We start from the raw sequence: 24,162 nt of genomic DNA, 5'->3' as shown, positions 1-24,162 counted from the left end.
GGCGGCGCCCGCGGCCGGGGGCGCCTCAGCGGATCCGGGCGCCACCGATACCGCGGGCGAACCCGGCCCCGACACCACACCCGCACCCGACCCAGCAGGCACTGCAGGTACGGTAACCGGACTCGACGACGGGCCGGCTGTGGAGGAGGTAGTGGAGGTTACGGATACCCCCGAACTCTGCGGCGCGGACGTTCCGTGCTGATCCGCCCAGGGGGAAGTATTCGGCACCGTGGCGCGCGGACCGCTCGAATCCCGTTGCCGCCGAGGTGCTGTCCAGGGTGTTGTCGGCGCCTCCGCGTCCGCGCCGGATCCGGCGTCGGGGGCGGTGGTAACGGGATCGGCCGAACCGTCGCTCACGACCGGCGCTGAACTCTCGATGCTGGTCACTCGCAGCTCCCCGGGTGAACGAAGGCGAATGTGACCGGGCGACCCGCGGCGGTGATCGACTGCAGGAGGGGCATCGGCACTCCTTCCGCATCGGTCCCGGCCGGTCCGCCACGGCGCACCGATTCATCGGTACGCGAGCTTCTCTCCATCCTCTCCGGTCCGAATTCGCACAGAATTCCCATCATTGGGAATCCCTGAGAATGAGGGGGGATCGGACCGACGGCAGGACGGGGATCGCGGAATGAGTAGCAGTCGCTCCCGGTCGGGTAGGTGACCCGATGAGCCTGTTCGGTGCCATAGGTAAGGCCGCCGGCTGGGTCGGCAATCAAGTCGTCAACCACTGGGACGACATCGCAATCGGTGCCTTGACCGGTGTGGCCTTCGCGACCACCGGCCCGATCGGCGCGGGCCTGGTCGGTGCCGCCGCCGGTGCGTTGCAGTCGGGGCTCAAAGACGGGTGGAGCTGGAAGAACGTAGGCGCGGGGGCTGCGTTCGGTGGGGTTGGTGGTTTGCTGGGGGGAGCTGGTTTCAAGGGCGCAGGGTTTGCGGTCAAGGGATTCCTGCGGGCCGATGGGGAGGCCGCGGCGAAGGCTATGGCAAATGCCATCGCCAAAGCCGAGGCCAAGGGTGCTGTGAAGGGCCAGGCTATGAAGGACGCGATGGCGTTCAACAGGACCGGCTTCTGGAAGAACAAGCTGCCCACTTGGGCGGGTGCGGGTCATATGACACCGGGCGCGTACTACGGCAGGGCGGTCGGTGCTGGTTTCGGCGCCTCCAATGCCCATTTCGCCTGGGATACGGGCAAAGACGTTCTGACGATTCTTCGAGGGGGTAACGGCGGCGCAGGCCAGATCCAGCTCAAAGACATAACACCCACCGAGGCGCTCAAGTATGTCTGAGAAGATGCCCCGGATCTTCATGCCGGATCCGGAGCAGCTGCCGGACGGCTTGACCTTCTCAGCGGGACTTGTGCAGCAATACATGACTCTGCCGGCCATGTATGTGTCGAGCTGGGAGGCGTTCGGAAACGGCAGCAGCCAGGATGCCCCCAAGATCATCCAGGTCGAACAGGTCAGCGGCGCCGAGCGCGCTCATATCGCCAACTACGCGGAATGGGTCAGTGGGTTGCAATCTGTATACACCGATATCGGCAAACTCGACGGCACCGTGGCAGGGCTCGCGGGCCAGAGCCCGACCTTATGTGACGGCGGCCGTAAAGACCTCGCGAATGCCATTGAAGCGCTGAAGGTGATGGCTTCCGTGAACCCGCAGGATCTGGCGTCCATCAAGGAGCTCATCGACGCGAAAGTAATCGATCAGAGTATCGCCGAGCAGGGCGGAACCATTTCCGAGGATCAGTATGTCATGGCGATCATGGTATCGGCCAGCAACACCGTATCCGGAATCATGCAACAGAAGTGGGAAGAATTCGAAAAGCTCGGCTCGAAAATTCGCGCCGAGAAACCTGACGAAACGCCTCAGAAAGCTCCCGCTGTGACGCCCGCGACCAAGACGGATGTACCGAGCGGTCCCGGAAACAACTTCACATTCGACAACGTGGGCAGCGTAACGCCGGACAGCCCGGCTGTGTCTACGGCGGCGGCCCCCGTGTGGAACTGGAACGATTCGAGTCCTGAAACAGCGGTCTCTTCACCGCTGGCGCCGACCGCGACGTCACGCAATCGGTCGCCGTCCGGTGGCGACGCGGCTGACACCCAGTCCTCCCGGTCCTCCGAGGTGGGTCCTACACCGCCGGCGGCCGCCGTGAGCGCGACTCCCGCGTCCCCGGCCTCTCCGATGTCCGCGCCGGCCACAGCGATGGCCAACTATGCCCTCCCGATGGCGGTGATGGCCGGCCTGGCGAACAGGCGGCCCCCTGCCGCGGAAACCGCGCCCGCACAGACGATGCGGCCTGTTGCCGGCTCTGCTGTCTCCGGCGGTGCCGTCGCCGCGCCACCCCCGAACTCGGCGCCGCGCGTCGCCACGGGCAACGCTTCACCGGCGGCGACGAGTTCGCCGCCCAGCCCTTCCGCCGGAACCGGTGCCCCGGCGTCCGGATCGCCGACGGCGCCGGGCACTCCGTCATCGAGTCACCCGCCGGCACGCGGAACCGCGCCGGTCCATGCCGTTGCGATTTCCCGCGACGACGACGGAAGCACGATATTCACCTTTCCCGACGGCCGGGCGCAGCGGGTCTCGCTCGCGGTCGCCAATGCTCTCACGGTCGCATTGGGCAATGCCGCAACGACCGATGGCCGGTCGGCCTATGACAGCACCCCGGCCCGGATCCCGGAGGGAAAGACCCTGGGAACGCCGACCGACCCGAACGACATCGCTACCGGGGATATTGCGAGCTGGGAGAATCGGACTGCGATCGCGGTAGCCTTCCCCGCCGACGGCGGCGGCACGCTCGAGGTGATCATCGAGGGCCGGTTGTGCCCCTTCGAACCCCGTATGAGCGACAAGCACGGGGACTTCGGACCGTTCAGTGGATTCTTCCATCCCGCAGGGGTGGAGATACCGGCCGCTGCGTCCGGCTCCGGGTTGTCGGCAACTCCGGTGGATCAGTCAGTAAACGGACCGGCGACGGTCCCCGCGTAGGGAGTTTGTTCACTATGGGACTTCTCGGATTAGTCGTCAAAGGCGTGAGTGGCCACGTGGTCAAGAGTGCCCTGACCGGCGCCGCGGTGAATGGATCTGTCGAGGCAATACACTCCGCTGCCTCCGATGGCGGCATCGGAAATATCAATTGGACGCGAGTGGGTGTCGCGGGGTTGGTGGGCGCCGGGGGGTCGCTCGCCGGTGACGGAGTCGCCAGAGCGGCTACGAAGGGGACGCGAGGTTCGATCAGTTCCATATCGAAGGACCTCGACGGAATGGTGACCAAGAAGGGGGAGTTGGACAGCCTGGCGCAAGCGAAGTTCGATGCAGACGATGCTTTGAAAGGGGCAGTCCGGAATAGGGCAGCCCTCAAAGCACAGCGGGACGCTGCGGATAAAAAGCTGGCCGACGAGCTCGGGATATCGAAGGACGCTCTCCAAAAAATCAAGAGGAGAGATGCCGTCCAGGCGCGTGTCGACAGTAAGAAGAATGAGATAGACAACCCCGCCAACGGCCCCAGCGCTCAGAAGTTGGCGGCCGACAAGGCCGACCTCGAGAAGAAATTGAAGCCATGGGCGAAGTCGGACAGCGCTGCCAAGCAAGCGGCCGGTAACGGGCGGCGCTGGGCTCGCGGCGGCGGGATCGCCGCAGGTACTCTCGCCTTCTCGGGCGTACCGCGCGGTGGCGGTTCGGGCGGCGGGGACTCGAACGGCTCGAATGGCTCGAACGGTTCGAACGGGACGAAGCCGGGAACCGATGGGGAGCCCAAAACGCGGGCCGTGCCGTTGGAATGGGCGGGTGGCTCATATGTCACCGGTAAGCAGCCGTTCGCGCCCGACACTGCGCAGTACCCGGACGCTTCGGCCGGCGACGGCGGTTTTCTGCTGGTGCCACAGGGGCTGAATACGCAGATTCGAGGCTGGTATGCCGGCTGAATCTACGCCCTCTGAATCATTGGCGGCCGCGCTGAAAGAGAATTACGATCTCTTCGGCAAGCCGGAGGAAGGAAAAACGCTCGACATCAAGGCCGCGCCGACGATGGACGTACGGAACATCACACTCGGTAAGTCGGTGAGTCAAGTCGCATATCTACATGCGGTGGACTCGCTCAATCAGAAGGCGCAGATCTACTACAATTCCCAGAAACAGCTCGCTACGAAAGTGAACGATGTCAAGAAAGTTTCGGAGGAAGGGCAGTCCTCCATCCAAGAACTCATCGGCAAGCTGAATTACCAGGTCAGCACGATCACTCCGCTGGACAGCGAGAAGGATGTCAACTCGGGTTTCGTCGATCTGACGCTCGCGGCGTTCAACGACCTCATCGGCGCGGTCGAAGACGGGACCGGTCAGAACGTCGACAACGCCGCGAATATCCGGGACATGGCGGATCAGATGCTGAAGAACGACGCTGCCGACCGCAAGGCGCTTCTCGACGCGGTGGATCAGCGACTCGGCAACCTGAACGTCGGCAACGGAACAGGCGGCGACGGCTCAGGTTTGAATCTCGGTGCCGACAACGGGCTGGAGAACCTCGGCAAGGACACCACCATCGACCCCAATACCGGCTTGCCGACCGACAACACCTCCACGGCCGACGACGCCAAATCGAAGATCGACGATGCGATTCAGCAGATCAAGGACTCGGCGATGTCACCGAACTCGTCGATGGCGAGCCCGGTCGAATCGCCCTCGCTCGGTTCGGGTTTGGGTGGAATGATGGATCCGATGGGCATGGGGGGAATGGGGATGAACCCGTACATGAATCCGTACGGGATGGGCATGGGCATGGATCCCTACGGCTCGCTCGGGGACTCACTGCGCAACCGTGCCGACGATCTGGATCCGAATCGGATCGATCGGGCGGTGCAGCCGCTGGCACAGGCGCAGCCACAGCAACCCGCTCCGTCGACGCCGTGGTCGAATCAGAATAACGCCGCGCCGGTGTCGAATACCGCCGGCGGTCCACCCCCGAACGCGACGTCCTCGCAGCCGGGCGGGACCACACCGCCACCGCGGGTGCCGGGTTCGGACGGCATGATCGAATACGCCTTCCCGCCCGACTTCCAGCGGAAGCAGAAGGTGTCGCCGGTCGTCGCCCAGGCGCTGGACGCGGCCTTCGCCAATACCAAGGGCACGGACGCGAAGGCGGCCTATTCCGGCACCACGGCGAAGTGGTCGGACAACAAGCAGGTCGGCGCGCGGATCGATCCGAGTCAGTTGATGACCGGCGATGTCGCGCTGTGGGACAAGGACCACGCGGCGATCGTCGTCGCCTTCGGATCCGGTGATCCGAGCACCGCCGCCGCCGCGAATTTCACCGGTGCCGCGAGTTTCACCGGTGTGTCGGGTGGTTCCGGTGATCCCTCGGCCGGCTCGGGCGACACCTCGGCCGGTTCGGGTGACGGCAGTGATGCGCTGCAGGTGATCGTGTGCGGTGAGCTGAAGCGGTTCGATGCGCACATGTCCGATGTGGGTGGCGATTTCGGCGACTTCAGCGGGTTCGCGCATCCGGCCGGTATCGAGGGCACGGGCGCCGCGCACGGTGACGCCATGCCCGCGGTGCCGGCGCCGGGTGATCCGTCCGCCGGCGGTCCGACGATGTCGGCACTGGCCGGCACTCAGACGATCTGACGGCTGGAGGGTGAGAGGAGGTCGTAGCGTTGAATGTTGATCCGACAGAACTGGTTTCGGCGGCATCCGCCCTGGCCGATATGGCCCACAACAGTGGGGCCACCCTGCCCAGAGGCTGGGTGGTCCCCGCCGGAGCGGATCCGATTTCCGCGCAGGCGGTGCCACAGCTGAACGGCAGTGCGCAGGACCTGTACAATGGTGTGCTCGGGGCGTTGAACGAGGTGCATCGCACCGCCTGGAACATCGGCGCCGCCGCGGTGGACTACACCGAGGCCGACGAGCAGGCCGGGCGCGATATCGGTGGCGCGGGTTCGGATTTGCTGACCAACCCGGTGGCCGAGACTCCGCCGCACACACCGCGGTTCGCGCCGACCTTCCGATTGCCGGCCGTCGGCGCGGAGGTCGATCCGCTGACCTTCGCCCAGCAGTTGCATACCGGTCCGGGGCCGGGAGGCGCCGCCCGCTTCGCCGAAAACGTGCGGAACTACCTGTCGACCACGCATGCCGATGCCACCAGCGGTCTGGATCAGGCCGCGCTGCGCATGCAGCACTGGACACCGGTGGGATCGGCGGCTGCACAGCAACTCTCGAAACACCGCAGCTGGCTCGACCAGCTCGGATCCGCGCTGGGGGATCTGGCGGACAACGCCCAGAACTACGCCGACGCCTTCACCGCCGCGAAGGCCAAACATCCCACGCCCCAGGAGATCATCGCCGCCCGCAAGGAACTGGTCTCGGCGATGCGCTCGAAGAACGAACTGGGGGTGCAGGACGCGCTGGCGAAGTTCCAGGAGCAGAACGCGCGCTCGGCCCAGACGGTCACCGACTACTCCACGGCGGTGAACTCGAAGGGTCCCTCGAAAGGGTCGGAAACCTCGGGCTCGCAGAGTGATTCGAGCGGTAGCGATATGAGCATGCTGGCCCAGATGCTGCCCACGATGATGAGCTCGCTGATGCAGGGCGGGATGATGTCGCAGCTGGGCCAGGGCGGCAGCACGGATTCGCTCGACGGGCTCGACGGCTCCGATTACGGCTACGACTACGGCAGCTACCCCGACTACGGTTCCGCCGGTGGCGGTTACGGCGGCGGTGGCGCGATGCCGATCGGGGACATCACCAGCGGGCTGGACAGCGGCTCCACGAGTACACCGACCGTCAGCGTCGGCCCGATGCCGATGGTGGCGTCCGCGTCGACGGCCGGGACCGCGGCGAGCAGCGCGTCGAATATGCCTCGCACACCGGTGATCGAGCCGCTGTCCTCCTCGGCGGCCGCGGCGGCCCGCGGCGCCGCCGGTGGGTCGCCGATGATGCCGTACATGCCGATGGCGCCCGGTATGGGCGGTGGCGGCGGCGGCAACGAACGCAACCGGGTCGTGGCATGGCATCCCGATCGGCTGATGTACGTCGACGACACCCCGCACACCGAGCAGGTCATCGGTGAGAAGCCGACCATCGCACCGACCGTCACACCCCCGACGCCGTCACCCGCCAACCAGACCCCGAGTCAATCCGGAGGTAGCGCATGAGTGGAATCCATCCCGACGTCCAAGCGGCTTTGGACGCCGCCCGCGAATTACGCCACAAGATCGCCGATCTGCGGGAACGTATCGACGCGATCCGCGCGCGGCGCCCTTCGCCGAGCGGTGCCGTCATCCCCGAGGTGGACGCGATGGGGCGGCTGACCGACCTGTACCTGGCACCCGGCACGGTCGACCGGTTCGAGGCCGATGAACTGGTCGCCGAGATCATGTCCGCCATCCGCGAGAGTTCGGCCGACGCCGGACGCCAGTACCAGGTGATCATGGATGCCGAGCCGGCGCCCGAGACCGAGGGTGTCGGTGGGCAACCGGTGGAGCAGCTGTCGTGACCGAACCCGCGGCGGTCACCGTCGCCGACACCGTGCGCTGGCTGCACGAGGAGGGCCTCGTGCGGCTGGCGGGGGTGGGCGAGCGCAGTCTGCACCCGATCGCGGCGTTCACCATCGACGTGGCGACCGGAATGGTGGGAGCTCATCCGGCTTCGGGCGCCAGCTCCGATGTGAGCACCTTCGCCGCCGACGATCTACCCCATCCGGTCGGTTCGCCGAAGCGGCTCGTGATCGTCGGTGTCACCACCTCCGAGTCGATGCTGGTAGTGGATCTTGCTGCGGCCCTGACTATTTCGATCAACGCCGATCAGCCCGAGGCGGCCGCGCGGTCGTGGGTTCTGCAACTGCTGCTGAATCCGGAGATCACCATCTCCACCAACAGTGCCGAGGTTGCGATCGGTAACAGTCCACGCTGCCGCCGCTCGTTCATCCCGGGCGGCGGCGCGACGATCATCAATATCGACGATATGAATCCGCCGCTGACCACGGTGACACTCAACGGAGCGGAGGGCCCGGACCATCTGGACGTCGAACCCGACGGAACGGGGGAGATGTATTTGGGCTCGCGATTCTGGTCGCTGCGGCAGGTGATGACGGTCGGCGACGCGGCCTGGAGCGAGCTGGTCGACCGGATGTCGGGAACCGGAGAACCACCGGCGGGTTCGAACGAGCCACCGCCCGCCGCGAGCGTCGCGCCACCCGCCGGCGCCGTCGCACCACCGCCGCGAGGTGCGCTCGCCCCTGAACTTTCGGAGGGCCGATGAGACACACTGCGATGCTTTCCCGTCGGGCCGACCGGGTGCGGGTGGCCCGCAAGACACAGGAGAACCGATGAACGACGATCTGGAATTCGACGACTACGACACCGAATCCGATGCACCGGCGCCGGATTGGAAGTCGATGACCTACGAGGTCTTCAATCCCGACCACAGCGTCGGCGTCGCCTGCGACCGGGACGGCGAGGTGGTCGGTCTGCACCTGTCGGACGAGGCGCGCGACAACGGCGACAGCTGGCTCGCCAACGAGATTCTGCGACTGGCGCGGCTCGCGCATATGAAATCCCGCGTCGGGCTGCGCGCGGAGATGGAGTACAACGGCGCGCGGCCCTACACGGTGGACTCGTTCGATCTGCCGACCGAGGCGTCCTACCGGGCGATGGAGAGCGCCGAATTCGGCACCACGCTGTGACTACAGATAGGAGTCCGTCATGCTGGAGATGGACGATCAACAAAGCTCCATAAACGCGTCGGATCAGTTCCACGTCGCCGTCGCCGCGAACACCGGACAGGCGTCACAGCACGTTGAAAATCTGCCTACGCACTATCGCGCGGGCACGGGAGCGGAATTCGACGATCAGGCGACGCAGATCCGCAATCGAGTCGGTGAGTGGATCAGCGACTTCGTAACCGCGCGCAACCGCCACAGCGATGGCACGAACGTTGCCGTGCGCGATGCCGTGAACGCCCTCTACGACGCGGATATCGATACCGGCGCCGGCGTGCGATCGGTCTGACGCGCATGGGTTCCGAGCACGGCAGCCCCTATTGGGAAACGATCGTCGGCAAGCATTGGCCCACGATTCCACCGTCGGATTGGTACAACCTCCAGACGATGGTTCGCGACGCCGCCGCGGCGATGGACCCTGAGGAGGCCGATCGTGCCCGGCGCCTGTTTTCCGAACGCGTTCCGTCCAGCGAAGGATTGGAGCCGGCCAAACGCGACATGCTGAACCAGCAGGACAGCTTGCGCAAGCTGGTGGATGCCCTGGTCGCCGCGTCCGATACCTTCGGGCAGATCGGCGACATCGACTATCGCACCCGGCATCGGATCCTCGACATCGTCGATCGTGCGGACGCTGATATCCAGCGGGTCCGGCAGCAGGAGACCGACAAGAACGGAAACGAGGACGAAGCCGCCGAACAGCGGCGGATCTCCGCGATCGTCCGAGAGGCTCGGGACGAGGTCGCCGACGTCGAGCGCAATGCGCTGAACATGTTGGGCCCGCAGGGTCTTCCGGAGCTCGCCTTGATCGCCGAATTGCTGGGCCGGCCGAATCCCTGGGCGCGGGGCAACGGCCCGGGCGGCCCGGGACATCCGGGACGGCGGCAGGATGGTGGGCCCGGGGCCGGCGGCCGCCCCCGGTACCCCGGCGGCGGCTCGCACCATCAGATGCCTGGTCCGATGCACGATCCGATGCCGCGCTTCCCGTTCCTCCCCGGGATGGTCCGGCTCGATCCGGGGATGTTCTCTCATGTTCCACCGCCGTTCGAAGACATCGCGGATCGGCTGCGGGATCGGCTGTTCGGCGACCCGCCGGCCACGGTCGATCACATGCCTGCCCCGTCGGCGGGCCCTCAGGACCAAGCGCCGAACGCGCCGGCTCCGACGGCACCGGTCGGCGGCGCGCCTGCTCCGGGGCAGAACTCCGCGTGGGCGCCCGCGGCTCCGAATCACGCCGGACCCGGCGACAGCGGTGACCATACCGTGGACGCCGCACCGATGGCCGATTCCGGTGCCTCGCACGGGCCGGACGCCCCGGTCGCCGGGACCGCCTCGGACACACATGCCGAGCCCGCCGCCGGGCACGGCTCCGAGTCCGGGGGCGGTCATGACGAGAACGACTCCGGCGGAGGGCAATTCGGCCGCACGTCGCATCCGGACGACGAGACCGAACACGACGAGGCGGGACATCGTGCCGAGCTGGGCCCGATCGCTCCGATCGGCGCGGCGGGCCTCGCGGCGGGTGGGGTGATGTCGGCGCCCCTGGTCGTGCCCCAGCCCGGGGCGCCCGGTCCCGCCGTATCGGCCCCCGTCGATCGGATGAACGCGCCTGCGGCGCAGGCAACCCCGCCGCCGGCCGGTGCCGACACCCGCCCCGGATCGCCACCGGACTCGCGGATCTCCGCGCCCGGGGGGAAGGGGCCCATGGTCGGCAACCCACCCGGCCCACCCGGATCCCCCGTTGCGCCACCGGCGGCGAAAGCGATTCCCCCGCAGCGTATTCCGGGACAGTCCGGCAGCGACGAGGTCGTGCGGGATGCGGTCGGCGCGGCCATGGTGGCGGCGTCGGCCCCGGCCTTCGTACTCGGCGAACGTGTCGACGGCGACCTGGTGTTGGCCCGCAGCCTGCTGAGCAGTCTGCTCGCCGCGGCCGGGGATTCGGCGCTCGGTGTGGACTGGGCGGTGTCGGTGCTGCGTCATTCCGGCGGCGTGACGGCGTTCGTCACGTCCAACGAAGGGCGCGGGTGGCTGCCGGCCGGGCTGTATCTGCCGCGGGAATTGTCCACGCCGTGGGTATGGTCGGAGTCCGACGGCAGTGGCTGGGAGGGCGTCGGCGATCCGGCGCGCATCCTGGCGGAATTCGGAATCGCCTGGGGCGCGAAGATCGGGGCGCGGCTCTCGGCGCTGGTTTCCTCGCAGCCGATCGACGGCGCGCTGAGTGCCCAGCTCGGTGCGGTTCCGACGGAGGGGTCGGTCGCGGCCGCGGCGGTGATGGATTTCGGTACGCCGGCCGCGGGTTTGGCCGACCGGCTCGAACTCGTGGGGTCGGCGCAGCTGGCCGATCGCGTTGCCGCGACTCCTCCGGATCGCATCGCCGAGCGGTGTGTGGAGTTGGCGCGCGACGGCCACGCCCGGGCCGCCGCACTGGGGCGGGCGCCGGATTCATTGGGAGCCGGGGCGATTCGCGCAGGCATTCTGCAGGCGATCGCGCAGCGCAAGGAGGTGCCGGAACCGCTGTGGGACGAACTGCGCGACGCCGACGCGCTGGTCGCAGCCTCGATGTTGCCGCTGCGCGCGGATGTGTCCCGCGTAGCGTTGGGCGAGTTGCGGTCCGAATCCGGCGCCCGGGGAGAGGCCGCGGTCCTGCGTGCGATGGTGTGCCAGCGACGTTGTGACGAACTGGTCCTGCTGCTCGCGGCCGAACCGACTCGCCAAACCTTGCGCGACGCCGTATACGCACATGCGCAATTGGCGGAATTGGCCGCGGCCCCGCCGGGACCGGATCCGGCCCCGCCGGGACCGAATCCGGCGCCGCCGGGACCGAATCCGGCGCCGCCGGGACCGCCTCGGACCTCGTCGGTCAGTGTCGGCCCCACGCGGCGGTGAGCGCCAGGGAGCGGTGGACCGTAGCCGGTCGAATGCCGTGCGCGGCCAGAACTTCCCTGCACTGGGAACAGCGCCCGGCAGTGGGGATTGTCCAGCGCCGACAATGATCTCGTCAGTGGCGGAAAGGATTGTGCGGCATGCCGGAGATGGAGATCGACCCTGCGGTGCTGCGTCAACTGGCAGAGCAACACCGTCAGGTCGCGCGCGAAACCCGGGAATGGGCGCAACCGCCCTACGATTGGCTCGCCAGCTTCATCCCCACGTACGGCAAGATCGCCCAGCCGGTCAAGGATGCCCTCGACGACTACTACGACGCCCGCAAACGGGCGGGTGACAAACTGGCCGACGACCACGACCACACCGCGGATCAGTTGATCGCCGCGGCCGAGTCCTATGAAAACGCCGACCACGGCATCGCATCGGATTTCCGGCGAGCGGGCGACGACATCGGCGGGCACGGGTCACCGCAGGGAACACCGGTGCACGCTGGCCCGAACGGCCATACCTTCGGCCCCGGCGACGGCCGCACGCCGGCGGGTATCTCGCCGCTCGGCACGTCGCCGCTCGACGGCGGTCCTTCGGTCACCGGTCCGCAGACGCCGGGCGCCGGTCAGCAACAGCCGGACGCGGCGGACCAATCGCCGGGCGCGACCGTCCCCGGCGTCGCCGCCGCCGCACCGGGAGCGGCCGCACCGATGGGCGCCGTGGACTCCACAGGCACCCAGGCCGGGGCCGGTTCCGGCGTCAACACCGGTGCGGCGGCCGCCGCCGCGGGTACCCCGGTCGGTGGAGTGGCGACGCCGGCCACCGCCGGTGCGGGCGTGGGTGCCGACGACCGATCGGCGCAGCAGCCGCCGACCGGCGCCACGGGACGCTACGACATGCCGCCGGTACCGGTCGTCACGCCGTTCGCCGCCGCGGTGGCCGCGGCCAAGGACAAGGAGGCCGAGCCGGCCTACGTGGTGGGCGATGCGGTCGACAACGACCTCCTGGTCGCGCGCACCTTGCTGGCGGCGGTTCTGGCCGCCGCGGATACGCCGGCGGTGGGAATGCACTGGGCGGTCGGCGTGATGCGCGGGCCGGCCGGGGCGGGGGTGTTCATCACCTCGAACGAGGGCCGGGGCTGGTTGCCGGCGGGGATCTATCTCCCTCGGGAGGTGTCGACGCCGTGGATGTGGGACGAGATGCTCGACGACGGCTCGGGCAGTGCCGCCTCGCCCTGGGAGGGGATCTCGGACCCCGCCCGGGTGCTGGTCGAATTCGGATTGGCATGGGGCCCGAAGGCCAACGCGTCGCTGGTGGCCCTGGCCTCGTCCGCCTCGATCGACGGTGAGTTGCGGGCACGGTTCCCCGATATCGCGATGGCAGACCTGGTCGGCCCGGCCTACGATGTCGACCTCCGGGTACACACCCCGGACACGGTCGATCGGCTCGATCTGGCCGGATCGCCGGAAGCCGCCGGTCCCATTGCGGCAGTACCGGATTCACGCGCGTACGCCCGTTGCCTCGAGTTGGCGACCGAGGCCCACACCAAGCTGGTCCGCAGCGGGACGGCCGCGGCTGATTCCGCCGAGTCCCGTCGCATCCGCGATCGCATCCTCGCCGTTCTGGAGGCCGGGCAGGAGGTGTCGCCGCAATGGTGGGAACAACTGCGCGAGGCCGACGACCTGCTCGCGGCGGCAATGCTTTCGCGGCGCGTGGACGTCGCCCGGGTGGCGCCGGGTGACCTTCGCATCGACGAGGAGGGAGCGACGTTGCGTGCCATGGTCTTCGAACGTCGCTGCAACGAACTCCTGCTGGTGCTCGCCGGTGAACCCGGCCGGCAACAACTGCGCGACGCGGCGTACGCCTACGACCAGATCGTGAACCACCCGCAGTTCGTGGAGGTTCCGGCGGCGGTCACGGCCGCCGAGCCCACGACGGTGGACCGCCCGGTCACCGTGTCCGGGCCGGTATCGGCTCCGAGTGTCGCCGCCGGCCCGCCGCGCGGTGCGGCGGTCGTGCCGCCGGTGGTGGCACCGCCGGTGGTCACCCCACCGTCCGAGCAGTCGTAGGCGGGGGCCGGTCCGGACGGTTTCGCCCGGACCGGCCTGCTGTCGGCTTGCCGATGAAAGTGACTGCGGCCCAGGTGATCCCGGAATATTCGGGCATGGGGAGGCGCGCACGATCGGCCCGGCCGGTGTGCGCGCAGTAGTGCGCCGGAGATGACTGGGTCAGGCGGGTGCGCCCGGAATGCCGCCGCCCGAGGGGGCAGTAACGGCGGGCGCGGACGTGCCTGGTGGTGTGGTCGCCGGCGCGACCGTGGCCGGTGCGGTGCCGTCGGCCGGCGGCGGAGTGATCACGGCCGGATCGGCGGTGACACCGCCCGGCTGGGGAGCCGTCGCCGCCGGGGCCGCACCGGCGGGCGGCGCCGCATTCGGGTCGGCGGCGGGAGCCGCGGGCGCGGGCTGCGCGTTGGGTTCGGCGCCGTTCTGCTGCGCCTTCTCCGCTTCGCGCTCCTTGCGCTCCTCTTCTTCCCTGCGGTGCTGTTCGGCGTTGTTCTGGATGAACTGCTGCACCATCGGCGCCAGGGACATCAGACCCATCGGCAACATCATGGCCAGCGGACCCAGCATCTGCGCGAGCCCGCCCAATCCACCGTCGCCGCCGGCGCCGGCCTGCGCGGCGCCGGCGGATGTTGCGGTACCGCTCGACGCACCGGAACCGCTGCCGGAGCCGGAGCCCTGACCGGATCCGTTCTTGCTGTTGCCACCACCGGCCATGTTCGCGTTGTATTCGGCGACCGCGGAAACCTTCTGACACACCGAGTCCAGGGTGTCGGCGATCTGCTCCATGAGTTTGAGCTCTTTGGCCGCCTTCAGCTTCTTGCTGAGCGGCCGCAGGTCGACCTTGAGAGCATCCTTCAACTTGTTCACGTCGGCCATGACAGCGGCCAGCGTCTGATCCTTACCGTCCTTGACCTTGATAGACGTCTTGACGACCTCGGCGTCCATCTGCAGCAGGTAGGTCTGGCGGGCCCGGACCTTGGTCAGGGTCTGCTGGTAGACGTCGCTGGCCTCGCCCTTGCCGAGGTTTTGATAGACGGTGGTGGTGAGTAGATCGTTCACATTGGGCGGCGGCGTGGTCATGCCACGCCCCAGCAGATCCACCGTGGTCTGGATCGCGGTTTCCGCCAGCGCGACGAAACTCGTCAGGGCCGGCGACGCCCCCGGTGGCGGGTCGAGTTCGATCGGCTTGCCATAGTGCTGACCGACGCCGTCCGCTGTCGGGGTGGGATTCGGCGTGGGCCCACCGGTCGTGTGATCGGTGCCTGGTTTGCCGCCGGGTTTGCCGTCGGTGGGAGGTTTGTCGCCCGGTTTGCCGTCGGTGGGCGGCTTGTCGCCGGGTTTGCCATCGGTAGGAGGCTTATCCCCGGGCTTACCATCCGTAGGCGGCTTCTCCCCGGGAGCGATGGCTGTGGCGGGGTCTGCCTGTACGAGGGTGACTCCCGCGACCTTGGTGTGTTGTTGTGCCAGTTGGCGCAGCCCCGCGGGGTCGATATCCATCTCCGCCATGCCCGACAATCCTTTCCGCCACCGACGACATCATTGTCGGCGCTTCCCGCAAATGGGAAGCTCGGTCGTTTCGCCATAACACGATCGGTGTCGCATAGTCGGAAACCAGTCTTCCGAGTGCGGGAGATCTGGAATTCACGTCGGCCATCCAGCGGCGCCGGCACAGGAGGCGGGCGGATGAGTGAGGGCGGGGCGATTGCATGGCGCCTGATCTGACCACCGATCTCAACGGGGTGCTGAACTCACTGCTCGGGCTGTACGGCCAGGGCAGTCCCGCACCGGGTACGGCCGGCACGGTCTCGACCACCGTCGCGAATATGGACAACAGCCACAACGGCTCCATCGCCCGCCACTACAGTGACGCCCGCGGCATGCAGGTATCGATCGCCGAGTCCCAGGCCGGAAAGGACGCGGTCGTGCACAAGGCGGTCACCGCCGCCGGCGACGGCACGGTCACCGGACGCAATGCGCTCAACAACCGGATCGCCGACCTGCAATCGCGGCTGCAAGCCATCGCGGGGGTCGGCGATCTGCGGTTCAGCGGTCCGGCACTGTTGAACGCCGCGCACGCCACCATCGCCGACGCGACCAAACAGGTGGACGCCGATGTGGCCGCGGCGCACCGGCACGCGGCGACGATCCAGCCGCCGTCCGCCCCGGCTCCGGTCCACCGGCGGATCACGCCCGCGGGCCGCAGCCGGCGTCGCTCCCGGATACGAACCCGGGCCGGTGGCGGCGGTGGTGGTGCACGCCCGAGCGCGGTGCGCAGTCGTCCGGTTCCGTCGGACGGCACCGCCGGCGGCAAGGCGGTGAGTGCGGCGAGCGCCTGGCTGGGCACGCCCTACGTGTGGGGCGGTGGTGGCGCCGGCGGGCCGAGCGGCGGCGGCTTCGACTGTTCGGGGCTGACCCAGTACGCGGTCGCGGAAGCGACCGACGGCCGAGTTCACCTGCCGCGCACGACATATGAGCAGATCTACTGTGGGGAGCGGATTTCGCCTCGCGATGTGCGGCCGGGTGATCTGGTCTTCCCGGCCGATTCGTTCTCCGCGCGCGGGCCCGAGCATGTGCAGCTCGCCGCCGGGAACGGAATGGTGATCGAGGCGCCGTACTCGGGTGCGACCGTACGGTGGGCGCGAATGCCCAGTGAAGCCGTCGTCGTCCGCGTCATGTGAGTTGTCTTCGAGGTGGGAGCGGCCGGTGGTCTGCTGACACCACCGGCCGCCGGGCGGGTGGCCGGCATCGGTGGGTGATACCGGCCCGTGCAGGGCTGCGGGCCTGCACCCCGCGGCGGTCGGTCGCCGGATCGCGGCTCACGGCCACCGCCCCGAGGTTCGGGCCGTCAGGATGAGGACTGCCGACCCGCGTATCAATATACCGCTGAATGACGGCACAATTTACGACGGCTCATCAAATAAGTATCGGACCATGCGTGGGCTGTCGATCCGCGTGGCGGCGGCGCCGGTGGGAAAACGTCTCGCTCCCAGGGGATTCGGCGAAACCGCCGGTGCTGTCGCGAACCGAGACGCTTCGCTCGTATTTCCCAAGACTGGGAATAGCGCTCCCACGGCTGGCTGCCTGGGTGTCTATCGTTCGGGCAGGCGAGTGCGGCGGAAGGGATGTCCAGGTGTCAGCGGCCGAGGACGCGTTCTACACGGGTGTTCAATCACTGGGATTGGTTGCCGGCGGGGTTCGCAACGAAGACAATGCGTTGGCGGCGTTCCGGGCCGCCACCGATCTGGATCCGGATATGTGCGATGCCTGGCTGGGGCGCGCGATGGCGGGGGAGATCACCTCCGAAGTCATCTACGGCGCCTACCGGTCGGTGCACAACCTGTACCGGGATCAACAGCGCGCCGGATTGGTCGATCGCGCGCTGTGGTGTCAGGTGGAGCTCGGTATGTACGGGCTGCGGGTGGCGATGGCCGACCGCGATCAGATCGCGATCGCGCAGGCGTGCTCGTATGCCCAGGGCGGCGAATGGGAAGAGGCCGCGGCCATTCTCGATCAGGTGCCCAGCGACGACGTTTCCGATTTCGTTCGCATGTCGCTGTACTACCGCACCGATCGCTGGCCGGATCTACTGGCCGCGCGCACGGCCAAACCGGTTCTCGAGGACGGCCTGCTCGATATCGCCGCCGAGTTGATGGCCGCCGAATCCCTCGCGCGGATGGGACGATTCGGCGAGGCCATGCCGCGCGCCCAGCGCATCGTCGAGGACAGCGCCTCCGGAAGCCTGTCCTACATCTGGGCGGATGCGCACTTCCTGCTCGGAATGTTGTTGCGGCACAACGGTGATCACGATGCCGCCGAGAAGGTTCTGGCGGGTCTGCAAGGGTCTGCGCTGTGGTCCGAGCGGCCGCTGTGGCAGCGGGCCGTGCGCGACAAGAGCTATCGCTTCGATGTGGTGACCCCCGAGGTGATCGGTTCCCGGACGAACGTCTGGGATCCGTCCTCGGGCGACGACCCGGCCGAGGTGGCCGCCACCGCGGCCAAGGCCGAGCGCGACACCCTGCTGGCCGAGGCGTCGGATCTGCTGGCGGCGCAGATCGGCATGGACTCGGTCAAGGAACAGGTCGAGCGGCTCAAGTCCGGGGTCCTGATGGATCAGGTTCGCGCCAAACGCGGCCTGGCGGTGGAATCCAAGACCCAGCACCTGATCTTCTCCGGCCCGCCCGGTACCGGCAAGACGACCATCGCCCGGGTCATCGCCAAGATCTTCGCGGGCCTGGGTGTGGTGGAGAACGCCGACGTCATCGAGGTCTCGCGCAACGACATGGTCGGCACTCACCTCGGCCACACCGCGCCGAAGACCAATGCGCTGATCGACTCGGCCCTCGGTGGTGTGCTGTTCATCGACGAGGCCTACACCCTGATTCAGGAGGGACTGTCCGGCGGCGACGCCTTCGGTAAGGAAGCCGTCGACACGCTGCTGGCCCGGATGGAGAACGACCGCGACAAACTCGTGGTGGTCATCGCCGGCTACGAGGACCAGATCGACCGCTTCCTGGCCTCCAACGACGGTCTGGCCTCCCGCTTCACCAAGCGCATCCGGTTCGCCAGTTACGACGCCGACGAACTGGTCCAGATCGCCGATCACATTGCGCGCAAGAAGGATTCGATCCTATCCGACCAGGCGCGCGAGGTGCTGCGGGACCGCTGCGCGGAACTGGCACAGCAGACCCGCAACGGCCGCCGCCTGATCGATCTGGCCGGTAACGGCCGGTTCGTCCGCAATGTGGTGGAGGCGGCCGAGGCCGAACGCGACTACCGGTTCACGCGGGACAACGCGGATATCGCGAATATGTCCAACGAGGAACTGATGACCGTCGACGCCTTCGACATCACTGCCGCCCTGGCGGGGCTGGCGCCGACGAGCTGACCCATGGCCCGCTTCCGGGTGGTGACCAAACACCAGATCTCGGGGTGGCGGTTCCTGTTGCGCCGGATCGAGCACGCGCTGGTCCGGCGCGATGCCTCCATGGTCGACGATCCGCAGCGGGGCCGTTCCACCGCCTTGTCCATCGGCATCGCCCTGGCCTGCGTGGTCGTCGCGGGTGCCGCGGTGATGGCGTTCTTCAAACCGGCCAAGCAGGTCGGACAGGCGAATATCGTGTCCGACAAGGATTCCGGCGCGCTGTTCGTCAAGGTCGACAACCGCCTGTATCCCACGCTGAATCTGTCCTCGGCGCGGCTGATCACCGGCATGGCGGCCAATCCGGTACCCGTCTCCCGCGACGAGCTCGCGAAGTATCCGCGCGGTCCGTGGGTGGGGATTCCGGGTGCACCGGGCGTGATGACCGATACGGGCGGCCGGGACTCCTCGTGGGCGGTGTGCGATACCGCGCGGATCGGCGCCGCCGCACCGGTCGACCAGCGAACCGGTCTGCCCACCGCCGGCGCGGGGGTGCGGACCACCGTGATCGGTGGCGAGCTGACCGTGCAACCGGAGGGTGACGGCGCGATCCGCGATCTGGGCGCCGACGAGGCGCGTCTGCTGCGCCAGGACGACGACACGTGGCTGGTCTACAACAACGGTGATCACGGCGTCGTGCGAGCGGCGATCAACCTCGCCGATTCCGCGGTCACCCTGGCTCTCGGCATCGATGCCACCGCACCGGTGATCGAGGCTTCGAGGGGATTGATCGCCGCGATTCCGGAGGTACCGCCGTTGCGCGTGCCGGAGGTGCCCGGCGCCGGCGAGCCCGCCGTGCTGAAGGGCGGTATTTCCGCGCCCGTCGGCTCGGTGGTGACGGTGTCGAATCCCGGGCGGGGCGCGTCCTACTATCTGGTCTCCCAATCCGGGCTGGTCCAGGTCGGTTCCGTCCTGGCCGCGATGATTCGCAACTCGAATTCCCGTGGCGCCGTGGCGAGTATGACCGTCGGCCCCGACGCGGTGGCGCAGAATTTGCGTCCCGGTTCCTGGCCCGGCACCTCGACCTACCCGAGCCGGCCGGTCACGCTGGCCGATCCGGAGAAATTCGGCGTCACCTGCTTCCACTGGTCACGCGGAGCGACCGAGGCGAATGCCGTCACGCGCGCCCTGGTCGGACGGCAACTGCCGCTGCCGGGCGCCGAACAGAGTCAGGTCGTACCGCTGGTCACCGCACCCACCTCGCACGGCGCCACCGCCGATGCCGCCTATCTGCCGCGCAGCTCCGGCCGGTTCGTCCAGCTGACCGGAAGCGATCCGAACTCCCCGCTGCGGGAATCGCTGTTCTGGATCTCCGACAGCGGTGTGCGGTACGGGATCAATGTCGGAACCGGTGCGGGTGACCACACCCTCGCCGCCCTCGGCCTGCAGGCGCCGGTGCCCGCACCCTGGAGCATCGTGTCCCTGTTCGCCGTCGGCCCGACCCTGTCGACCGCGGACGCCCGTATCCAGCACGACGGAATCGCACCCGACAAGGCCGCGGTCGGCCTACCGGAGAAGACCGGGGGAGGAGCCTAGTGACGACGACCCGGCGCTTCGTACGGCCCGCGCGCACGGTGAAGGGTCCCAAGGCGCCCGCGGTCACCGAGTTACGCCTGCAACCACCCACCGAACTGCCCAAACCCGTTCCGGCGTCGCGAATCCGGATGATCATGCCGGTGGTCATGATGGCCGGTATGGGTGGGATGATGGTGATGATGTTCCGCAACGGCGGATCGTTCTCACCGACCATGCTGTTCTTCCCGATGATGATGGTCGTGTCGATGTTCGGCATGATGGGCGGCGCGTTGAGCGGCAACGGCGGTGGCGGCGCGGCGGGACTCAACGAGGAACGCAAGGACTATCTGCGCTCGATCGCCGAGAACCGCAAGACAGTGCATGCCGCCGAGGCGGAACTCTACGACTATCTGCGCTACACGCACCCGGGTCCCGCCGAGCTGTCCCGGCTCGTCGGTGGCAAACGCATGTGGGAAGTGCAGGTGTCCAGCCCGCAGTTCCTGCGCGTGCGCATCGGGCGGGGGCGGATCGCGAACCAGGTGCGCGTCATCGTTCCCGAGGCGGCGCCGACCTCCGACCTGGACCCGGTCGGCGTGGTCGAGGTGACCCGTTTCGCCAAGGCGTACTCCACGGTCGGCGGCATGCCGGTGGCGATCAATCTGCTGTCGGTGCCGCAGGTCGGATTCGACGGCGACCACGACGCCATGGCCGCGTTGGTGCGCGCGATGGTCGCCGAGATCGTCGTCCTGCACGGGCCGGATCAGGTCGCCATCGCGGCGGTGCTGTCGGATCCCGATGCGCCGGAATGGAATTGGCTCAAATGGCTGCCGCATACGCAGCACCCCAATGATACGGACGCCATCGGGTCCAGCCGGATGGTCTATCGGTCGGTAGGGGAATTGCGCTCCAAGGTGCTCGCCGGCCTCAATCGCGGGCCGTTCTCGGCCAACACCCAGCCGACCATGGATCGCACCCACTATCTGCTGCTCGTCGACACCGACGGGCCGACCAACGAACGAGACATCTCCGGCGTCGACGGCTGCACCTGGCTGCGGCTGGGTGTCGGGGAACAGAATCTGCCGCGGGCGCTGAAGTTCGTCGTCGACGAGGACCGGCGCCTGCAGGAGGTCACCTCGCGAGGTTTGCGGGCGGTCGGTGTCGGTGACACCATGTCGGTCACCGCGATCACCGCACTGGCTCGCAGTATCTCCTCGTATCGGCTGTCGAGTGTGGTCGAGGCGGTCACCGCGGAGCAGACCAGCGGCGGGACGTCGTGGGAGGAGATGGTCGGTGTTCCCGACCCGGGCGCGATCCGGGTGGAGCGGCAGTGGCCCCGCCGACGCGACAGTGACCGCGGCCGGCTCAACATCCCGTTCGGGCATGATCCGACCGGCCAGGTGGTGTACCTCGACATCAAGGAATCGGCCGAAGAAGGTATGGGCCCGCACGGTATGTGCATCGGCGCCACCGGTTCCGGAAAGTCGGAATTCCTTCGCACCCTTGTCCTTTCGGCGATCGCCACGCACTCGCCGGATGTGCTGAACCTGCTGCTGGTCGACTTCAAGGGTGGTGCGACCTTCCTCGGTTTCGACCGGCTGCATCACGTCACCGCGGTCGTCACCAATATGGAAGAGGAAGCCGACCTCGTCACCCGTATGGAAGACGTCATCAGCGGTGAAATGGCCCGGCGGCAACGTATTCTGCGCGACGCCGGCAATTTCGCCAGTGTGGCGGACTACGAGCGGGCCCGCGAACAGGGCGCGCAACTACCGCCGCTGCCGACGCTGCTGATCATCCTCGACGAATTCGCCGAACTGCTCGAACAGCATCCCAACTTCTCGAAACTGTTCGTCGCCATCGGCCGTCTGGGCCGGTCCCTGCGCATCCATCTGCTGCTGGCCTCGCAGAAGGTGCCGGCCAACCGCATGGGTGAACTCGAGGCGCACCTGTCGTATCGAGTCGCGTTGCGCACCAACCAGACCAGTGACTCCCGCGACGCCATCGGCACCGCCGACGCCTATCACCTGCCGAAGAAGCCCGGCGCCGGATATCTTCGGGTCGGATCCGGTGATCTGCAGCGCTTCCAAGCCGCCTACGTCGGCGCGCCGTACACACCGCCCGCCCAAGCCGCGGCGTTGGGGACACAGCGCGCGCGCCGGCCCGGTGGAGGATACCGTCCCCCGCAGGCCTTCACCGCTGCCTACATCGCGCCGAGCCGTGTCGAACCGGTGGCCCCCGCTCCGGTCGTCACCCGCCCCGAAGCTCCGGAGGCCGAACCGGTCACCTTGATGGAGACGGTCCTGCAGCAGTACGCCGGGCACGGCCGCCGAGCGCACGCGATGTGGTTGCCGCCGTTGGGCATTCCGGCCACCCTGGAGCATCTGGTGCCGGCGGTTCAACCCGGTACGTTGCAGCTGCCGCTGGCGATCGTCGACAAACCGCGGCAGCAGCGCCAGGACGTGTGGTCTGTAGACCTGTCCGCCGGTGGTGGACATATGGCGATCGTCGGTGGGCCGCAGTCGGGTAAGTCGACCGCGCTGCAAACCCTGGTCGTCTCCGCGGCCATGACGCACAGCCCGGAGCAGGTGCAGTTCTACTGCCTGGACTTCAGCGGAGGTCTGTCCAGCCTTCGCGCCATCCCGCACGTCGGGTCGGTGGCGTCGGCCCGGGACGTGGACCGCGTGCGCCGCACCTTCGCGCTGGTGACGAACCTACTGGCCTACCGGCAGTCGATGTTCACCGAACTCGGGATCGACAGCATGCGCGAATTCCGCAGGCGGCGAGCCGATCCCGTCGAATCCGAGAAACTGACCGCGTACGGGGACGCGCACGGGGACGTTTTCCTCGTCATCGACGGCTGGGATATCGGATTCGCCGTCAACGGACCGTTCTACGACGAATATTCACCGGTCATCGAATCCATTGCGCTGCAGGGCCTCAACTACGGCGTCCACCTGGTCCTGAGCAGTTCGCGCTGGGCGGCGATCCGGCCGGCGATCAAGGACCTGCTGCAGACTCGGCTGGAAATGCGTCTGGGCGACCTCACCGATACCGTATTCGGCAGCCACCGCGCCATTGTCGCGTCCATTCCGCCGGACCGGCCGGGACGCTGTATTTCCAGCGAAGCGTTGCACATGTTGACGGCGCTGCCGCGTATCGACGGCGTCGGAGATCCGGAGTCCGCTGCGGCCGGGCTGGCGGCCGCGGGCGAAGAACTCAACCGGCGCTACGAGGGCCGGCGGGCACCCGAGGTCCGGCTGCTGCCGTCGAAAATCGAATTGGATCGTATTCACGAAGTTGTGCCGGAACCGACGAGTCTGGCGCAGCAGCTGGTGACTCCGTTCGGTGTGCGCGAATCCGATTTGGGCGTGGCGGCAGTGGATTTCGGCGTTTCCACGCACTTCATCGTGGTCGGATCACCCGGATGTGGAAAGTCCACGGTACTGGCGGATCTGATGCGTTCGATCGACCGGCGTTTCGGCCCGGATCAGGCGCGTATCCTGCTGATCGACTACCGTCGCCAGCATATGGACGTGGTTCCCGACGAACGGTTGATCGGCTATCTGACCAGCGAGCGGGATCTGCAGGAAGGCCTGCCGGGATTCGCGGACAAGATTCGCAGTCGGCGGCCTCCGGACGGCGTGACCTCGCAGCAGCTCAAGGAGCGCTCGTGGTGGAGCGGACCGGAGATATTCGTGGTGATCGACGATTACCACATGGTCGCGCAGCGCGGCATGCTCAATCCGCTAGACCCGTTGAAGGACATCATCGTCGACGGCCGGGACACGGGTCTGCACATCATCGTGGGACGTAATATCGCGCAAGCGGATTCGGCGATGTACGACAACATCATGGGTCAGATCAAGAACCTGAACTGCTCGGGTCTGATCATGGACGGCACCAAGCTCGACGGAATGCTCATCGGCGACGTGAAGGCAACGAAACAACCGCTCGGTCGCGGAATTCTGGTCGAGCCGCTGCATTCGCGGCGCGATCTCGTGCAAGCCGCGTGGACACCGGCCGAAGAGTGAGATCGCCGACATCTTCCCAACATTGGGGATGCCTTAGCGTTCATCCTGTACCGCTCG

Annotated in this window: 16 protein-coding genes; 15 read left to right on the top strand and 1 reads right to left on the bottom strand. The window is 67.6% G+C overall.

Going from position 1 to position 24,162, the window contains the following annotated elements; all coding sequences use genetic code 11:
- Positions 1–665 precede the first annotated feature (665 nt).
- The 11 genes from IG65_RS0131260 (at position 666) to IG65_RS0131210 (ending at position 13,647) form a co-directional block, all read left to right on the top strand.
- Positions 666–1,286, top strand: coding sequence for a hypothetical protein (locus IG65_RS0131260; RefSeq protein WP_030518551.1), 621 nt, complete (start codon positions 666–668; stop codon positions 1,284–1,286).
- Positions 1,279–2,988: a hypothetical protein gene (locus tag IG65_RS0131255; protein ID WP_156055871.1), complete on the top strand. Its 1,710-nt coding sequence runs from the start codon at positions 1,279–1,281 to the stop codon at positions 2,986–2,988. Before IG65_RS0131260 ends, IG65_RS0131255 begins: the two co-directional genes overlap by 8 nt.
- 275 nt (positions 2,989–3,263) lie before the next feature.
- Positions 3,264–3,923 carry a hypothetical protein gene (locus IG65_RS0131250; RefSeq protein ID WP_156055870.1) on the top strand — a complete coding sequence of 220 codons (660 nt, stop codon included), beginning with the start codon at positions 3,264–3,266 and terminating at the stop codon, positions 3,921–3,923.
- Complete coding sequence (locus tag IG65_RS0131245; protein WP_156055869.1) at positions 3,913–5,619, top strand: hypothetical protein; 1,707 nt, start codon at positions 3,913–3,915, stop codon at positions 5,617–5,619. The genes IG65_RS0131250 and IG65_RS0131245 overlap by 11 nt, the downstream gene beginning before the upstream one ends.
- Before the next feature lie 29 nt (positions 5,620–5,648).
- Positions 5,649–7,145: a PPE domain-containing protein gene (locus IG65_RS0131240; protein WP_156055868.1), complete on the top strand. Its 1,497-nt coding sequence runs from the start codon at positions 5,649–5,651 to the stop codon at positions 7,143–7,145.
- Positions 7,142–7,486, top strand: coding sequence for a YbaB/EbfC family nucleoid-associated protein (locus IG65_RS0131235; protein WP_051757257.1), 345 nt, complete (start codon positions 7,142–7,144; stop codon positions 7,484–7,486). The genes IG65_RS0131240 and IG65_RS0131235 overlap by 4 nt, the downstream gene beginning before the upstream one ends.
- A complete protein-coding gene (locus IG65_RS0131230; RefSeq protein ID WP_063833838.1) occupies positions 7,483–8,250 on the top strand; it encodes a hypothetical protein in 768 nt (255 codons plus the stop codon). Before IG65_RS0131235 ends, IG65_RS0131230 begins: the two co-directional genes overlap by 4 nt.
- Before the next feature lie 67 nt (positions 8,251–8,317).
- Positions 8,318–8,674 carry a hypothetical protein gene (locus IG65_RS0131225; protein ID WP_030518544.1) on the top strand — a complete coding sequence of 119 codons (357 nt, stop codon included), beginning with the start codon at positions 8,318–8,320 and terminating at the stop codon, positions 8,672–8,674.
- A 19-nt stretch (positions 8,675–8,693) separates the two neighbouring features.
- The gene (locus IG65_RS0131220; RefSeq protein ID WP_030518543.1) at positions 8,694–8,999 is read left to right on the top strand and encodes a hypothetical protein; all 306 of its coding nucleotides are present in this window, start codon (positions 8,694–8,696) and stop codon (positions 8,997–8,999) included.
- Positions 9,000–9,004: 5 nt separating this feature from the next.
- Positions 9,005–11,593 (top strand): hypothetical protein, encoded by a 2,589-nt coding sequence (locus IG65_RS0131215; protein ID WP_030518542.1) that lies wholly within the window; start codon positions 9,005–9,007, stop codon positions 11,591–11,593.
- A gap of 137 nt (positions 11,594–11,730) precedes the next feature.
- Complete coding sequence (locus IG65_RS0131210; RefSeq protein ID WP_030518541.1) at positions 11,731–13,647, top strand: type VII secretion target; 1,917 nt, start codon at positions 11,731–11,733, stop codon at positions 13,645–13,647.
- Between the two features lie 159 nt (positions 13,648–13,806).
- Here the strand turns inward: IG65_RS0131210 and IG65_RS0131205 are convergent, their stop codons facing one another.
- Positions 13,807–15,147: a hypothetical protein gene (locus tag IG65_RS0131205; RefSeq protein ID WP_030518540.1), complete on the bottom strand. Its 1,341-nt coding sequence runs from the start codon at positions 15,145–15,147 to the stop codon at positions 13,807–13,809.
- 200 nt (positions 15,148–15,347) lie between these two features.
- On the opposite strand from IG65_RS0131205, the gene IG65_RS39695 reads away from it, so the two are divergent.
- The 4 genes from IG65_RS39695 to eccCa all read left to right on the top strand — a co-directional run bounded on the left by IG65_RS39695 (position 15,348) and on the right by eccCa (position 24,105).
- Complete coding sequence (locus IG65_RS39695) at positions 15,348–16,319, top strand: C40 family peptidase (RefSeq protein ID WP_030518539.1); 972 nt, start codon at positions 15,348–15,350, stop codon at positions 16,317–16,319.
- A gap of 452 nt (positions 16,320–16,771) precedes the next feature.
- The gene (gene eccA, locus IG65_RS0131195; RefSeq protein ID WP_030518538.1) at positions 16,772–18,526 is read left to right on the top strand and encodes a type VII secretion AAA-ATPase EccA; all 1,755 of its coding nucleotides are present in this window, start codon (positions 16,772–16,774) and stop codon (positions 18,524–18,526) included.
- A 3-nt stretch (positions 18,527–18,529) separates the two neighbouring features.
- Positions 18,530–20,095, top strand: a complete 1,566-nt coding sequence (gene eccB / locus IG65_RS0131190) for a type VII secretion protein EccB (RefSeq protein WP_030518537.1) — start codon at positions 18,530–18,532, stop codon at positions 20,093–20,095.
- Positions 20,095–24,105, top strand: a complete 4,011-nt coding sequence (gene eccCa, locus IG65_RS0131185) for a type VII secretion protein EccCa (RefSeq protein WP_030518536.1) — start codon at positions 20,095–20,097, stop codon at positions 24,103–24,105. Before eccB ends, eccCa begins: the two co-directional genes overlap by 1 nt.
- Positions 24,106–24,162: the final 57 nt, after the last annotated feature.

It is taken from the genome of Nocardia sp. NRRL WC-3656 (assembly GCF_000720265.1).
Classification (GTDB): Bacteria; Actinomycetota; Actinomycetes; order Mycobacteriales; family Mycobacteriaceae; genus Nocardia; species Nocardia nova.
The sequence above is the reverse complement of the archived record's forward strand: the minus strand, read 5'-3'. Positions and strand labels throughout refer to the sequence as shown.